Origin of the sequence: Geopseudomonas sagittaria (assembly GCF_900115715.1) — a bacterium.
Lineage (GTDB): Bacteria > Pseudomonadota > Gammaproteobacteria > Pseudomonadales > Pseudomonadaceae > Geopseudomonas > Geopseudomonas sagittaria.
Genome location: NZ_FOXM01000003.1, coordinates 226,018 through 242,154, shown reverse-complemented (window position 1 = coordinate 242,154; position 16,137 = coordinate 226,018). Strand labels below are relative to the sequence as shown.

Below are 16,137 nucleotides of genomic sequence, written 5' to 3'. Positions count from 1 at the left end.
CGGTTTGTCCTGGCTGTATTGTTCGGATGATTGTCGCTGCGGTGGTTGCGGAAATATATCTGCTGGCTGTTTGCGTAATTTATCAATTGATGGGTGGTTTTCTGGTGATTTGATTGCTGATGTTTTTCATGGGCTTGGGGAATTATTGGGTGCTGCGTGAGTATTTGCCGTTGAGTTGTATGGAAGGTTTTTTGGCAATAATGAGTGTGCCTGATTTGATAATAGCGAATCACTTTTAGATATATTTCATTTGAGAATAAAACGTACTGACTTGCTTCCTTGACAGGGCCAAGGTCCGGGACTTTAGTCTTAAACGTGAATCTCGGCTAAACCAGCATGCTGTGGGCATCGGGCTCGCGGCAGGTCGGAGCCTTTGCGTCAAGGAAACAGGATGAACACAGTCCGGTTCAACCTCGAAATGAGGTCCGCATTGCCTGGGCACTTCGGTGTCCTGCCACTGCATGGCCCGCCACGGGGCTGAGTTGCAACTCCGGGTTTTCAGCTCGCCGTTGTCGTTGCATGGGACAAGTATCAGGGTTCGGATGATTGCCGATAGCTGAAAGTATATCGGCGCGGCCGAGTATTGATCTTGTTTTGGTTGCCCGCTGTTTCTGTCGATGCTGCTTTTGTTCAGGCTGCAGCGTCGTGGATGAGCTCTTGCTTAATTATTTTGTGTCCCGGGCTTTGTCGCGCGGGCAGCGAGGAAATGAAATGGCCACCTATTCCAAGTCAGATCTCGAATTCATCCTTGAGCAAATACTGATTGCGGAATCCCATGCCGCCGGACAAAGCCTCAGTGAATTGCTGCCCAACTCGCAGGTGCCTTGGGGGTTGCGGACGGTCGACGGTACCTTCAACAACCTGACCGAGGGCAACAGCACCTATGGGGCCGCGGACCAGGGCTTCGTGTTCCTGAGCGAGCAGCAGTACCTCGCGGCCTACGATCCCGACCAGCAGTTCGTGAGCGATGCCGCGCCGCGGATCATCTCCAACCTGATCGTCGATCAGACCATCAGCAATCCCGCGGCCGTGCAGGCCTACGTCGACGCCGGGCTGGGCACGCTGGACGCCAACGGTGTGCTGCTCGACCTCGAGGGCGTGGCGATCCCGGCCGGCCAGCCGCTGTTCATCCCCAACACCGCACCGGACGAGGGCCTGTCGGCCGGCTTCAACACCTGGTTCGTGTTCTTCGGCCAGTTCTTCGATCACGGCCTCGATCTGGTCGCCAAGGGCGGCAACGGCATCGTGTTCATTCCCCTGCAGCCGGATGACCCGCTCTACGATCCGAACAGCCAGACCAACTTCATGATCGTCAGTCGCGCCACCAATACTGCGGTCCATGCCGGGGATGACGGCGTGCTCGGCACGGCTGACGACGTGATGGGGCAGGTCAACCTGACCACGCCCTTCGTCGACCAGAACCAGACCTACAGCTCGCATGCCTCGCACCAGGTATTCCTGCGCGCCTACGAGCTGGACGCCGACGGCCGGCCGGTCTCCACCGGCAAGCTGCTGACCAACCGCGACCTCGGTGCCGACGGCCGCTTCGGCACGGCGGACGATGTCGAACTGGGCGGCATGGCCACCTGGGCTGTGCTCAAGGCCCAGGCGCGCGACCTGCTGGGCATCCAGCTCGACGACGTCGACGTCGGTCGGGTGCCGCTGCTGGCCACCGACGCCTACGGCAACTTCCTGCGTGGCCCCAACGGCTTTCCGCAACTGGTGACCGCCAACGGCCTGGTCGAGGGCAACCTGCTGACGCCGGTCGATGCCTCGCAGGCGCTGGCCACCGGCCATGCCTTCCTCGACGACATCGCCCATGCCGCCAACCCGTTCAACAGCCAGACCGGCTTAGCGCTGGGCGCCGATGCCGACGACCTGGCGGGACCGATCGCCAACCCGGCGTTCGATCCCAACCAGCCGGTGGGGCCAGACAACCAGCCGTTCCTGGCCCAGCCGGCCGGCAGCTACGACAACGAACTGCTGGACGCCCACTACATCGCTGGCGACGGCAGGGTCAACGAGAACATCGGCCTCACCGCCGTGCACCACGTGTTCCACGCCGAGCACAACCGCTTGGTCGAGCACACCAAGACGGTGATCCTCGAGGCGGCCGCCAGCGACCTGGCCTTCCTCAATCAGTGGCTGCTGGAGCCGGTCAACGCGGTGCCGGCCGACCTGTCGACCCTGGTGTGGGACGGCGAGCGGCTGTTCCAGGCCGCCAAGTTCGGCACCGAGATGCAGTACCAGCACCTGGTGTTCGAGGAGTTCGCGCGCAAGGTGCAGCCGCAGGTCGATGTCTTCCTCGCCCCGACCGGCTACGACGCCACCATCAACCCGGCGATCCTCGCCGAGTTCGCGCATACCGTGTACCGCTTCGGCCACTCGATGCTGACCGAGACGGTGGACCGCCTCGACCCCAACTTCGTGTCCAGCGAGATGGGCCTGATCGAGGCCTTCCTCAATCCGCTGGCCTTCGCCGCGGGCGGGCTCAGCCCCGAGGAAGCCGCGGGAGCCATCGTGCGCGGCACCACCCGCCAGCTGGGTAACGAGATCGACGAATTCGTCACCGATGCGCTGCGCAGCAACCTGCTCGGCCTGCCGCTCGACCTGGCGGCGATCAACCTGGCCCGCGGTCGCGACACCGGCATACCCACCTTGAACGTTGCGCGCGCCCAGTTCTACGAGATGACCGGCGACAGCCAGCTCAAGCCCTATATCAGCTGGCTCGACCTGATGCAGAACCTCAAGCACCAGGCGTCGATCGTCAACTTCATCGCCGCCTACGGCACCCATGCCAGCATCACCGGCGCCGACACCCTTGAGGCCAAGCGCGCCGCCGCGACCGATATCGTCTTCGGTGGCGGCGCGATCGGCGATGCCGAGCGGCTGGCCTTCCTCAATGGCCCGGCGGCGGAGACCGGGGTCAACGACATCGACCTGTGGATCGGCGGCCTGGCCGAGAAGATCATGCCGTTCGGCGGCATGCTCGGTTCGACCTTCTCCTTCGTCTTCGAGACCCAGATGGAGTCGCTGCAGAACGGCGACCGCTTCTACTATCTGGCGCGCCTGGCCGGGCTGAACTTCCTCACCGAGATGGAGGACAACTCGTTCGCCAAGCTGGTGATGCGCAACACCGACGCCACCCACCTGCCGGCCGACATCTTCTCCACCCCGGGCTTCATCCTCGAGGTCAATCCGGCCCTGCAGTTCACCGGCCTGGGCACCGACGGTCGCGCCGACCCGCTCGGTGACGATCCGCTGGTGCCGCTGGTGATCCGCGACAACCCGGCCACGGCCACTGCCGACAGCAACTACCTGCGCTACACCGGTGACGAGCACGTGGTGCTCGGCGGTACTGACGGCGACGACATCCTCATCGGCAGCATCGGCGACGATTCGCTGTGGGGCGATGCCGGCAACGACCGCCTGGAGGGCGGCGACGGCAACGACAACATCGAGGGTGGCGACGGCGACGACATCATCACCGACAAGGGCGGCGACGACGTGCTCAAGGGCAACGCCGGCAACGACGTGATCCATGGCGGCAACGGCTTCAACCTGATCCTCGGCGGTGCCGGCAATGACTTCATCATCACCGGCGAGGACGTGTCGGAAACCTTCGGCGGCAGCGGCAACGACTTCATCCTCGGCGCCAAGGGCAACCTGCAGACCGCCGGCAACGAGGGCGACGACTGGATCGAGATCGGCACCCAGGACGGTGCGCCCGGCGACAACCTGGCGCCGTTCTCCACCGACGAGATCAAGGGCCATGACGTGTTCATCGGCGGCGGCGGCTTCGACGAGGTGATCGGCGAGGGCGGCGACGACATCATGGTCGGCTCGGAAGGTGCCGACCACTTCGACGGCAACTCCGGCTTCGACTGGGTCAGCTACGAACACGACGGCCTGGGCGTGAAGGCCGACCTGATCGTCAACGACGCCCTCGAGCCGCCGGTGACGCCGTCCAATGCCGGCGCTCTCGACCGCTTCGCCGAAGTGGAGGGTCTGTCCGGCTCGGCTCATGCCGACATCCTGCGTGGCGACAACGCCGACGCCAACCTGATCGCCAACTCCACGCCCCAGGGCAGCGTGCTGACCGACATCGCCCTGATCGATGGCCTGCAGGCGCTGCTCGACCGCTTCCTCGGTGCCGGGCAGACCTCGTTCGGCAGCGGCAACATCATCCTCGGCGGCAGCGGCAGCGACATCCTCGAAGGGCGCGGCGGCGACGACCTGCTCGATGGCGACCGCTGGCTCAACGTGCGGGTCAGCGTGCGTGACCGCGCCAACCCCGAGCAGGAGATCGACAGCGTCGAGAGCATCCGCGACCTGGTGCCGCGTATGCTGTCCGGCGAGATCAATCCGGGCCAGCTGGTGATCGTGCGTGAAATCCTCGAGGGTGCCCCCGACTTCGATACCGCGACCTTCTCCGGCGCGCGGGCCGACTACGAGATCGAGACACTGGGCGAGGTGACCACGGTCAGCCACCTGGTGGCCGATGTCGACGGCAACCTGACTCCGGGCATCGACGGCGTCGATCGGGTGATCAACATCGAGCGCCTGCAGTTCGCCGACATGGCCCTGGTGCTGGTCGGTGGCCAGTTCGTCCCGGAAATCCCCGGGGTGCAGGCGGCCGGCAACTTCGCGCCGGAGGGCGAAGTGCTGATCCTCGACGCCGACGGCGAGCCGCTGGTCGGCGCGCCGGCGGTGGGGCAGCGGCTGCTGGTCTCGGTGGCCGGGGTCAGCGATGGCGACAACGTCTCGGCCAGCAATCCCGACGGCAGCATCGGCGGGCGCCCGACCAGCTATGTCTGGCAGGTCGAGACGGTGCCCGGCTCGGGCATCTTCGAGGACATCCTGGTCGACGGCGGGGTGCTGCCGGCCACGGTGGACGGCCGCTCGTTCACCGTGTTGCCACAGGTCGACGGCCTGGCACTGCGGGTCAAGGTCATCTACAAGGACGCCGATGGCGTGCTGGAGAGCATCGCCTCCGGCGCCACCGCGGCGGTCGAGGGCGTCGTGCTGCCCCCGCCGGTGGCGCCGATCCCCGCGGAAAGTGCGGTGGTCAGCCCCGGCGGCGGGCTGCATTTGATCCGCGCCGACCTGCAGTTCATCCTCGAGCAGATCTTCATCGCCGAGCGCCACGCCGGCGGCGAGGACCTGCTGGACATCCTGCCCAACTCGCGGCTGGCCCTGGGCCTGCGCACCGTCGATGGCTCGTTCAACAACCTGGTGACCGGGCAGTCGCACTACGGCTCGGCGGACCAGCCGTTCACCCTGCTGCTGGATCAGCAGTTCCTCGACGAGCAGGACGGCGAGAGCTTCGATATCAACGGTCCGGCGCCGGGGGGTGTGGTCGACAACACCAACTACGCCGCCAGCGGCCCCGGCGGCAGCGTGGTGGACTCCAACCCGCGGATCATCTCCAACCTGGTGGTCGACCAGACCATCAGCAACCCGGCGGCGGTGCAGGCCTATGTCGACGCCGGTCTGGGCACGCTGGACGCCAACGGCGTGCTGCTCGACCTCAACGGCGTGCCGATCCCGGCCGGCCAGCCGCTGTTCATTCCCAACACGGCGCCGGACGAGGGCCTGTCGGCGGGCTTCAACTCCTGGTTCACCCTGTTCGGCCAGTTCTTCGACCACGGCCTGGACCTGGTCAACAAGGGCGGCAACGGCCTGGTGGTCATTCCGCTGCAGGCGGACGACCCGCTGGTGCTGGGCGCCGACGGCCTCGCCGGCACCGCCGACGACCTGCCGGTCAACCAGCGCTTCATGCTGCTGACCCGGGCCACCAACAGCGCGGTGCAGGCCGGCGCGGATGGCGAGTTCGACACCGCCGACGACGTGCACCTGCACGTCAACCAGACCACGCCCTTCGTCGACCAGAACCAGACCTACACCTCGAACCCCTCGCACCAGGTGTTCCTGCGCGAATATGCGCTGGATGCCGCCGGCCGACCGGTCGCCACCGGGCGCATGCTCGACGGCGCCGACGGCGGCCTGCCGACCTGGGCCGAGGTCAAGGCCCAGGCCGAGGCGATGCTCGGCATCACCCTCACCGATGCCGACGTGACCAACCTGCCGATGCTGCTGGTCGATCCCTACGGCAAGTTCATTCCCGACGCCGACGGCTGGCCGCAGTTCGTCACCGGCACTGGCCTGGTGTCGGCACAGCCCGGCGGCCTCGCCGTGCCCGCCAACGTGGTACGCACCGGCCATGCCTTCCTCGACGATATCGCCCACAGCGCCAACCCGCGCAATCAGGCCGGCGCACTGCTGACCGCCGATGGCGACGATGTGGCGGGGCCGATTGCCAACCCCGCGTTCGATCCCAACCAGCCGGTGGGGCCGGGCAACCAGCCGTTCCTGGCCCAGCCGGCCGGCACCTACGACGACGAGCTGCTCGACGCCCACTTCATCACCGGCGACGGCCGCGGCAACGAGAACATCGGCCTGACCGCGGTGCACCACGTGTTCCACGCCGAGCACAACCGCATGGTCGGCCACATCCAGGACGTGGTGATCGCCAGCAACGATGTGGCGTTCATCAACCAGTGGCTGCTCGAGCCGGTGAGCACGCTGCCGAGCAGCCCTGACGGGCTGGTATGGAACGGCGAGCGGCTGTTCCAGGCCGCGCGCTTCTCCACCGAGATGCAGTACCAGCACCTGGTGTTCGAGGAGTTCGCCCGCAAGGTGCAGCCGCAGGTGGACGTGTTCTTCAACGCCACCCAGGTCTACGACACGGCGATCAATCCGGCGATCTTCGCCGAGTTCGCCCACGTGGTGTACCGCTTCGGCCACTCGATGCTGACCGAGACGGTGGAGCGCCTGGACGCGAACTTCGTCTCCAGCGAGATGGGCTTGATCGAGGCCTTCCTCAACCCGCTGGCCTTCAACCAGCTCAGCGATGGCAACGGCGGCACCGTCAGCGTCAGCGCCGAGGACGCCGCGGGCGCCATCGTGCGCGGCATGACCCGCCAGCTGGGCAACGAGATCGACGAGTTCGTCACCGAGGCGCTGCGCAACAACCTGCTCGGCCTGCCGCTGGACCTGGCGACCATCAACCTGGCGCGCGGCCGCGATGCCGGGGTGCCTTCGCTCAACGTCGCCCGCGCCGAGTTCTACGCGATGACCGGCGACAGCCAGCTGACGCCGTACAGCAGCTGGGTCGACTTCGCGATGAACCTCAAGCACCAGACCTCGGTGGTCAACTTCATCGCCGCCTATGGCACCCACGGGACCATCACCAGTGCGACCACCCTGGAGGCCAAGCGTGACGCCGCCTTCGCCCTGGTGTTCGGCGGCGAGGGGGCGCCGGACGATCGCCTGGCCTTCCTCAACGGCACCGACGCCTGGGCCGGGGTGGAAACCGGACTCAACCTGGTCGACTTCTGGATCGGCGGCCTGGCCGAGAAGCAGATGCCGTTCGGCGGCCTGCTCGGCTCGACCTTCAACTTCGTGTTCGAGACGCAGATGGAGATGCTGCAGGACGGCGACCGCTTCTACTACCTGGAGCGGCTCGCCGGGCTCAACCTGCTCACCGAGATGGAGAACAACTCCTTCGCCCGCATGGTGATGGCCAACACCAGTGCCACCCACCTGCCGGCGGACATCTTCTCCACCCCGGGTTTCATCCTCGAGGTCAACCCGCTCCTGCAGCACACCGGCCTGGGCCTTGACGGCCGCGCCGATCCGCAGGGCGACAATGCGCTACTGCCCGAGGTGATCCGCGACAATCCGCTGACCGCCGGTCCCGACAGCAACTACCTGCAGTACACCGGCGACGAGCACGTGGTGCTGGGCGGCAGCAACGGCGATGACATCCTCATCGGCAGCCTCGGCGACGACACCCTGTGGGGCGACGCCGGCAACGACCGCCTGGAGGGCGGCGACGGCAACGACAACATCCTCGGCGGCGCCGGCGACGACATCATCACCGACCGCGGCGGCGACGACATCATCCGCGCCGGCGACGGCAACGACGTCGTCCACGGTGGCAACGGCCTCAACCTGATCATCGCCGGCCACGGCAATGACTTCGTCATCTCCGGCGAGGATGCCTCGGAGATCTTCGGTGGTCCGGGCAACGACTTCATCCTCGGTACCCGCGGCAACGAGGCGCAGTTCGGCAACGAGGGCGACGACTGGCTGGAGCTGGGCGGCCCGGACGGCAACGCCGGCGACAACTTCAACGAGTTCGGCCTGGACAACGTCATCGGCAACGACGTGTTCATCGGCGAGCGCGGCATCATCGACCGCATGGACGGCGAGGGCGGTGACGACCTGATGATGGGCAACGGTGGCGAGGGCGACCGCTACGTCGGTGGCTCCGGCTTCGACTGGGCGGCGTTCCGCGACGATCCGTACGGGGTCAACATCGACCTGCGCCTGCGCGCCTTCGACGAGACGCCGGTGCCGGCCTCAGGTGCCTCGATCCTGACCCGCTTCGAGTCGATCGAGGGGCTGTCCGGCTCGCACCACAGCGACATCCTGCAGGGCGACGAGTTCGATGCCGGCGGCATCGCCACCTCCGGCCTGCACGGCAGCGTGCTGACCAACATCAGCCTGATCGCCGGCCTGCAGGAGCTGCTGGATGACATGCTCGGCGCCGGGCAGACCTCGTTCGGCGCCGGCAACATCATCCTCGGTGGCAACGGCAGCGACATCATCGCCGGCAACGGCGGCAACGACCTGATCGACGGCGACATGTGGCTGAACGTGCGCATCAGCGTGCGGGAAAACCGCGACGGCAGCGGCAACGAGATCGACAGCGTCGAGAGCCTGACCGAGCTGGTGCCGCGGATGCTGTCCGGCGAGATCAATCCCGGGCAACTGGTGATCGTGCGCGCGATCCGCGAGGGCGATGGCGGGTTCAACTTCGACACCGCGCAGTTCTCGGGGCTGCAGGCCAGTTACAGCATCGTCGACAACGGTAACGGCACCTGGACGGTGACCGACAACGTCGGCCTCGACGGCACCGACACCCTGCGCAACATCGAACGCCTGCAGTTCAACGACGGAGCGGTGGTGCTGGTGCCGGGCGTGAATGGTGAGGCCGAGGGCACCCTGCGCATCAGCGACGGCTCGCCCAGTGTCGGCCAGGTGCTGAGCGTGGCGCCCTTCGCGCTGCGCGATGCCGACAACATCAGCGCCGCCAACCCGGACGGGACGGTCGGCGGTCCGGTCACCTACTACTGGCAGGCCGATCTGGCCGGTGACGGCACCTTCGAGGACATCGTGCTGGCCAACCTGGGTGGCGAGGCCATGCGCGCCACCGGCACGACCTTTGCGGTGACGGCCGACCTGCTCGGCGTGGCGTTGCGGGTCAGGGCGGTCTACCAGGACGCCCGCGGCGTGCTGGAGACCGTGCTGTCGGCGCCGACCACCGCGGTCACCGCGACCGGCGTGGCCAACCGCCTGCCGCTCGGTAGCGTGCAGATCAGCAACACGCTGCCGCGGCCGGGGCAGGCGGTCACCGCTGTGCTCGCCTTCGCCGATGCCGACGGGCTGGCCGGCGTGCAGTTCGCCTACCAGTGGCAGGCCGGCGACGGCGTTACCTTCAGCGACATCGACGGGGCCACGGATGCCAGCTTCACGCCGGGAGCGGCGCAGAGCGGCCAGCAGCTGCGCGTGGTGGTCAGCTACACGGACAACGGCAATACCCTGGAGTCGGTGACCTCGGTGGCCACCGGCATCGTCGGTGGCATCTTCATCGGCACCGAGGCCGGAGAGGTGCTGAACGGTACGCTCGGCAGCGATGTGCTCGAAGGTCGCGGTGGCAACGACACCCTCAATGGCCTGGCCGGCCATGACCTGCTCGACGGTGGTACGGGGGCTGACATCCTCAATGGCGGTGCCGGCGACGACACCTACGTGGTCGACAACCCGGGCGACCAGGTGAACGAGGCGCTGGACGCCGGCATCGACACCGTGGAGACCACTCTGGCCAGCTACACGCTGGGCGACAACGTCGAGCACCTGACCAAGGTCGACGGCGGCGCCTTCACCGGCACGGGCAACGCCCTGGCCAACACCCTCACCGGCAACACGGGCAACGACACGCTCAATGGTCTGGGTGGGGCCGACCTGCTGATCGGCGGAGCGGGCAACGACACCCTGGACGGTGGCACCGGCGATGACCGGATGGAGGGTGGCAGCGGCAACGACACCTACGTGGTCGACAGCCTGGGCGACCAGGTGGTCGAGGCGGCGGACGCCGGCAGCGACACGGTGCTGACCACCCTGGGTAGCTACATCCTCGGGGCCAACGTCGAGAACCTGACCAAGATCAATGGCGGCGCCTTCACCGGTACCGGCAACACCCTGGCCAACGTCATCACCGGCGGTTCGGGGAACAATACCCTCAACGGCCTGGGTGGCGCCGACCTGCTGATCGGCGGGGCGGGCAACGACACCCTGGACGGTGGCCTCGGCGATGACCGGCTGGAGGGGGGCGCCGGCAACGACAGCTACGTGGTCGACAGTCTGGGCGACCAGGTGGTCGAGGCGGCGAACGCCGGCAGCGACACGGTGCTGACCACCCTGGCCAGCTACACGCTGGGCGACAACGTTGAGAACCTGACCAAGAGCAACGGCGGCGCCTTCACTGGCACTGGCAACGCCCTGGCCAACACCATCACCGGCAACAGCGGCAACGACATCCTCGATGGCCTGGGCGGCGCCGACCGCCTGGTCGGCGGCGCCGGCAACGACACCTACTGGGTCGATGTGGCGGGGGACGTGGTGGTCGAGAGCGGCAATGGCGGTACCGATACGGTGCGCTCGACCAGCGCGGTCTACAGCCTGGTGGCCAACGTGGAGAACCTGAGCTACGAGGGGACCGCCGCGGCCGTGCTCACCGGCAACAACCAGGACAACCTGATCCAGGGCAACGTCGGCAACGATACCCTCAATGGCCAGGGCGGCAACGACACGCTGCTGGGCGGTGCCGGCAACGACACCCTCAATGGTGGGGCGGGCAATGACCGACTCACCGGCGGCGCCGGCAATGACCTGCTGGACGTCAGCCAGGGCAACGATGTGCTGGTGTTCGGCCCGGCCTTCGGTGCCGACCGGGTCATCGGCTTCGACGCGGTCGCGGGCGGCGGGCAGGATCGCCTGGATATCTCGGCCTACAACCTGACCGGCGCCACCTTCGCCAGCCGGGTGACGATCAGCGATGTCGGCGCAGACACCCTGGTGACGATCAATGGCGCCGACGGCGGCACCATCACCCTGGTCGGGGTTGGCAACGCCACCACCGTGACGATTGCCGACTTCCAGCTGACCTGAGCCCGACGGTGGTGGGTGGCCAGGGAGGCCCCACCACCGCCCGGCAGGGTAGCCGTGGCGTGCTAGGGTTGACGGAGGAAACCTCATGGGGGAGGGGGTGCGTATGAATGCCAGGATTCGCATCGGCATCGTCGATGATCATCCGTTGCTGCGCCAAGGGGTGGCAGCGACCCTGAAGAGCGTGGTCGATTTCGATCTGGTGGCGGAGGGGGGCACGGCCGACGACGCGCGGGACATCGCGGCCCGCCATCTGCCCGATGTACTGCTGATGGATGTGAGCATGCCCGGGGATACCTTCGGCGCCGTGCGGGCGATCAGCAAGGCCCAGCCGACGGTGCGGGTGATGATGCTGACTGTCTCCGAGGCCGAGGACGATGCCTGCTCGGCTTTCGAGGCCGGCGCCCAGGGCTACGTGCTCAAGGGCGTGAGCGGGCCGGAGCTGGTGCAGGCGATCCGCCAGGTGGCCGGGGGCGAGACCTTCGTCACCCCCTCGCTGGCCGCCCATCTGCTGAGCCAGTTACGCCGCCACGAGAGCGAGGCGCGCGGGGTCGATCTTTCCCACCGTGAGGAGCAGGTGATCCGCGAGGTGGCGCGCGGCATGACCAATCGCGAGGTGGCGGACAAGCTCGGCCTCAGCGAGAAGACCGTCAAGCACTACATGACCAGCGTGATGCACAAGCTGCATGCGCGCAACCGGGTCGAGGCGGTCACTGCCGTGCAGCGCCACTGGGAGGCGCAGAAGGCTCGCGGGCCGGGGTCGTCCTGAGCGCCGCGCTCAGGCCGTCACCGGGGCGGCGGCCGAGTGGGCGGCGGCCAGATTGAAGCGCACGCGGATGCGCGTGCCTTGGCCGGGTGCCGAATCGATGCTGAACAGTCCGCCCAGGGATTCGACCCGATAGCGCATGCCCACCAGGCCGAGTCGCACGCGGTCGTGGCGCTGGGAGTGCAGGGGCGCCTCGGCGATGCCATCGCCGCCGTCGGCGATCTCCACTTCCAGCACGCCGCCCTGCCAGGAGGTACGAACCCGCTGCTCGCGGCCGCCGGCGTGGCGGAAGGCGTTGTTGAGGGCTTCCTGCACCAGGCGATAGATGCAGATCTTGTAGGGCAGGGCAACCTCGGCGGGCAGGCTGTCGAGGGTCAGCTGCACCTGGGTCTGGGTACGCTGCTCATGGCGCTGGGTCACCAGGCGCAGCTCCTCTTCCAGATTCAACGCATTGATTTCCGGCAGGGCCAAGCCGCGGGAGATGTCGCGGATTTCCCGCAGGCTTTCCTGGGCCGCGCTGCGGATGGTTTCCAGGGCTTCGCTGGCGCAGGCGGCCGACTGCGGGCAACGATCGCGGATCGCGCTCAGCTCGTCGAGACGCAGCAGGATCAGGGTCAGCAACTGCGCCGGACCATCGTGCAGGTCGGCGCCCAGGCGGCGGTGGGTCAGTTCGTTGATGGTGGCGAACTCGTGGTTGGCGCGGGTGACCTTCTGTTGCAGCAGCTCGTTCTGCCGGTGCAGTTCGGCTTGCGCGTTCATCTGCCGGCACAGGGCAACCTGCTGCTGCTCGATGATCCGGTCGCCACGACGGACGATGAAGAACAGCAGGGTGAGCATGGCCAGGGTGGCGCCGCCGATGGTCACCCAGACTTCCTGATGGATGCTGCCGATCTCGTGTTCCATCTCGTAGAACTCGCCCACCGCCAGCACCCGCCCGCTGCCGACCTCGCGCAGTGGTACATAGGTTTCGTAAAGGGGGATATTCAGGCTGCGCTCGTAGGCGTGCTCCTCGTTTTCCAGCTCGCTCAGCCCGGTGACGATGCGGCCCTGCAGGGCTTGGCGGATTTCGTCCATGGGCGAGCGCGGGTATTCCGGCAGCTTGCTGCTGCTGTAGATATTGGTGCCATCGGGCAGCCAGATCTTCACGGAAACCACGTGCTGTTTGAGCGAGGTGTCGCGCATCAGCGAGTCGATGGCCTGGATGCTGGCTGAGGAAAGTTGCCGCGCGCTGGTCAGTTCCTGAATGTACTCGTCGAGGTAGGCCTCCATGTAGATCGCGGCTCCTTCGCCGGCGCTATGCGCGGCGGCCAGGCGGATCTGCTGGCTGACCAGATTGCCGACGAAGCTCATGGTGACGCCGAGGATCAACGCGGCGGCAATCACGAACTGGGTGGAGCGGCGGCTCGCCGCCAGCCAGCGTCGCCAGGCTGGACGGGCCGGGAGCGCGAGCTGGAGTTCCGACTGGGAGCTGGCGGTGGTGTTAGATTCGACCTGCGCATCTGCAGACATTGGTGCCACTCCCGTGCTGTCCTGAGTCTCAGCGGCGGCCTTGCCGTGATGATCTTCCAACAAACTAGTTCAGGATGGCGGGGTTGGCCGGGTCGTGGCGCCAGGCGGTCGGGGCGAGAAGCGGGAAGGAGGGGAGGAAGGCGGCGGACGTCCCTGTCCGGGGTATTCAGCGCGCCACGGCGAACGTGCCGGCGTGCCAGTCGCCTTGGTGCTGGTTGCGGCGCTCGGCCCAGCTGCACAGCAGTTGCATGGCGAGGAAGCCGGCGATGATGAGCAGGGGGTAGGCGGCCATCAGTTCGACCAGCGAGTACTTCCACGCCAGCGGGCGGCCGATGCCGAGCATGGCGGCGTAGAACCAGGACACCGCGGAGACTGAGCCGGCGAACAGTGCCAGGGTGCGCAGGTTCGGCGTCAGCTGCAGCAGCGAGCCGGCCTTCTGCAGGGCGGGCAGGATGGTGCCGTGCAGCAGGAAGCCGTTGAGGGTCAGCAGGGTGACGATGGTCACCTTGGCCTGCAGCTTGGGATTGAGGAAGTACTCCATGCCCTTGCCTGCGTAGTCGAGGCCGACGATGCCGATGCCGCTGACCCACAGCACGATCAGGGCGAGCGACACGCTCTTCTTCAGGTGCTCGAGGTGGTGGGCCTGCTCGGGCTCCGGCGCGCCGCCGCGCAGCAGGTTGCGCACCAGGGCCACGTCGCTGGTCAGGATCAGGCCGACGGCCACGCAGCAGGCGATCAGGTGGACATAGACGATGCCCATGCGCGTCAGTTCGACGGCGGCTTCCTGCTGCATGAATGTTTGAAGGATGTTGCTCAGTTCCATGGTTGCCTCTCTGTTTCTTGTTCCGGTGCCCAAGGGCACTTGCGAGTGATTGAGCGGAGGTCCTTGTTCCTGGTGGATGCATCGGCAGGGCGCTCGCCGCACGCTGCGGCTTCAGATGGGTCGCCTTGCCCAGTTCTGCTGGCGGGGCATCGTTGTCCCGCGGTGTTTGGATCGATCCTCTCTGTATCCGAGGTGGTGCTGTTGCGGCAGGTGCGGGGAGGAGCGCTGCGCCGCACTGCCGTGAAGGCAGCGAAAAATGAGAGTGAAAATTTTGTGAAATGGTTCGCAGAAATTCGCCAAAAGGCGACGAATGGAATGATTTATGCTTGCATTAATCATTAATTGATGGGTGTGGCGCCTGCCTTGCGCGGACGCCAGAACTGCTCTGGGACGGGGCTCAGCCCAGGGGAAAGGGAGCCAGGTGGTAGCCCTGGGCGTCCACTTCCAGCGCCCAGCCCTGCCGGTCCCAGTCGCCGAGGACGATGCGCTGTGCACTCTGGCCGTCGACCAGCAGCTTGTGCACGGCGGGGCGGTGGGTGTGGCCGTGGATCAGGGTGCGCACGCCGCGCTCGGCCATCACCTGCGGCACCACCTCGGGGGTGACGTCGATGATCTCGGCGGCCTTCTCGCGGGTGCGCATGCGGCTGGCGTCGCGCAGCTTGCGCGCCAGCTTGTGGCGGGTGCTGAGTGGCAGGTTGCGCAGCAGCCACAGCGAGAACGGGTTGCGCAGACGCTTGCGCAGGCGCTGGTAGCTCTCGTCGCGGGTGCACAGGCTGTCGCCGTGCAGCAGCAGCACCGGCTCTCCGTTCAGCTCGATCACGCTGCCTTCCCTGAGCAGGGTGCAGCCGGCTTCGCGGCAGAAGCCCTGACCGAGCATGAAGTCGCGATTGCCGTGCATCAGGAAGATGCGCGTGCCGCGGTCCGCCAGCTGGCGCAGGGCCTGGGCGATGGCGCGCTGGAATTCATCCATGGCGTCGTCGCCGACCCACACCTCGAAGAAGTCGCCGAGGATGTACAGTGCTTCGGCGCGGCTGGCGCGGGTCTGCAGGAAATGCAGAAACGCCCGGGTGATGTCCGGGCGTTCCACTTCGAGATGCAGGTCCGCGATGAACAGGACGCTCATCGAATCACTCGGCGACGACTTCGGCCTTCTCGATGATCACGTCGTCCAGCGGCACATCGCCGTGGCCCATGCGGTTGCCGGTGGCCACGGCCTTGATCTTCTCGACCACGTCCATGCCCCCGACCACTTCGCCGAATACGGCGTAGCCCCAGCCCTGGGTGGTCGGCGCGGTGTGGTCGAGGAAGCTGTTGTCGGACACGTTGATGAAGAACTGCGCGCTGGCCGAGTGCGGATCCATGGTACGGGCCATGGCGACGGTGCCGACCTTGTTGGACAGGCCGTTGTTGGCCTCGTTCTTGATCGGTGCGCGGGTCGGCTTCTGCTTCATGCCCGGCTCGAAACCACCGCCCTGGATCATGAAGTTGCCGATCACGCGGTGGAAGATGGTGTTGTCGTAGTGGCCTTCCTTCACGTACTGCTCGAAGTTGGCCGCGGTTTCCGGGGCCTTGTCGGCGAACAGTTGCAGGGTGATGACGCCGTGGTTGGTGTGCAGCTTGATCATGAATAGGGTTCCGCTTTGTAGGTGAAGAGTGCCCGGACGGCTTCAAGCCGGCGTTGTTGCCGCCGGATATCTGTCAGGGGCTTGACGGGTTCGCTATCATAAGCGCTTTGCATTGGCCG

Annotated in this window: 7 protein-coding genes; 3 read left to right on the top strand and 4 right to left on the bottom strand. The window is 66.5% G+C overall.

What is annotated here, in order from left to right; all coding sequences use genetic code 11:
* Positions 1-711 precede the first annotated feature (711 nt).
* Both BM297_RS05280 and BM297_RS05275 read left to right on the top strand, forming a co-directional pair.
* A complete protein-coding gene (locus BM297_RS05280; protein WP_092429017.1) occupies positions 712-11,298 on the top strand; it encodes a peroxidase family protein in 10,587 nt (3,528 codons plus the stop codon).
* A 103-nt stretch (positions 11,299-11,401) separates the two neighbouring features.
* On the top strand, positions 11,402-12,064 hold the full coding sequence (locus tag BM297_RS05275) for a response regulator (protein WP_092429015.1): 663 nt from the start codon (positions 11,402-11,404) through the stop codon (positions 12,062-12,064).
* A gap of 9 nt (positions 12,065-12,073) precedes the next feature.
* On the opposite strand, the gene BM297_RS05270 is transcribed toward BM297_RS05275, so the two are convergent.
* Entirely contained in the window at positions 12,074-13,570 is a 1,497-nt protein-coding gene (locus BM297_RS05270; protein ID WP_092429013.1) for a sensor histidine kinase, read from the bottom strand.
* Positions 13,571-13,736: 166 nt separating this feature from the next.
* Positions 13,737-14,393, bottom strand: a complete 657-nt coding sequence (locus BM297_RS05265) for a hypothetical protein (RefSeq protein WP_092429011.1) — start codon at positions 14,391-14,393, stop codon at positions 13,737-13,739.
* 63 nt (positions 14,394-14,456) lie between these two features.
* Here BM297_RS05265 and BM297_RS21455 point away from each other — a divergent pair, with 63 nt between their 5' ends.
* Positions 14,457-14,735: a hypothetical protein gene (locus BM297_RS21455; RefSeq protein WP_139231021.1), complete on the top strand. Its 279-nt coding sequence runs from the start codon at positions 14,457-14,459 to the stop codon at positions 14,733-14,735.
* A gap of 55 nt (positions 14,736-14,790) precedes the next feature.
* Here the strand turns inward: BM297_RS21455 and lpxH are convergent, their stop codons facing one another.
* Positions 14,791-15,516, bottom strand: coding sequence for a UDP-2,3-diacylglucosamine diphosphatase (gene lpxH, locus BM297_RS05260; protein ID WP_092429009.1), 726 nt, complete (start codon positions 15,514-15,516; stop codon positions 14,791-14,793).
* A 4-nt stretch (positions 15,517-15,520) separates the two neighbouring features.
* Positions 15,521-16,018 (bottom strand): peptidylprolyl isomerase, encoded by a 498-nt coding sequence (locus tag BM297_RS05255; RefSeq protein ID WP_092429007.1) that lies wholly within the window; start codon positions 16,016-16,018, stop codon positions 15,521-15,523.
* Between the last annotated feature and the right edge of the window lie 119 nt (positions 16,019-16,137).

What these genes read in the sequence shown, in the direction of transcription:
- lpxH (WP_092429009.1), bottom strand. Translation starts at nt 15,516, where the DNA reads ATGAGCGTCCTGTTCATCGCGGACCTGCATCTCGAAGTGGAACGCCCG.
- BM297_RS05255 (WP_092429007.1), bottom strand. Translation starts at nt 16,018, where the DNA reads ATGATCAAGCTGCACACCAACCACGGCGTCATCACCCTGCAACTGTTC.
- BM297_RS05270 (WP_092429013.1), bottom strand. Translation starts at nt 13,570, where the DNA reads ATGTCTGCAGATGCGCAGGTCGAATCTAACACCACCGCCAGCTCCCAG.
- BM297_RS05265 (WP_092429011.1), bottom strand. Translation starts at nt 14,393, where the DNA reads ATGGAACTGAGCAACATCCTTCAAACATTCATGCAGCAGGAAGCCGCC.
- BM297_RS05280 (WP_092429017.1), top strand. Translation starts at nt 712, where the DNA reads ATGGCCACCTATTCCAAGTCAGATCTCGAATTCATCCTTGAGCAAATA.
- BM297_RS05275 (WP_092429015.1), top strand. Translation starts at nt 11,402, where the DNA reads ATGAATGCCAGGATTCGCATCGGCATCGTCGATGATCATCCGTTGCTG.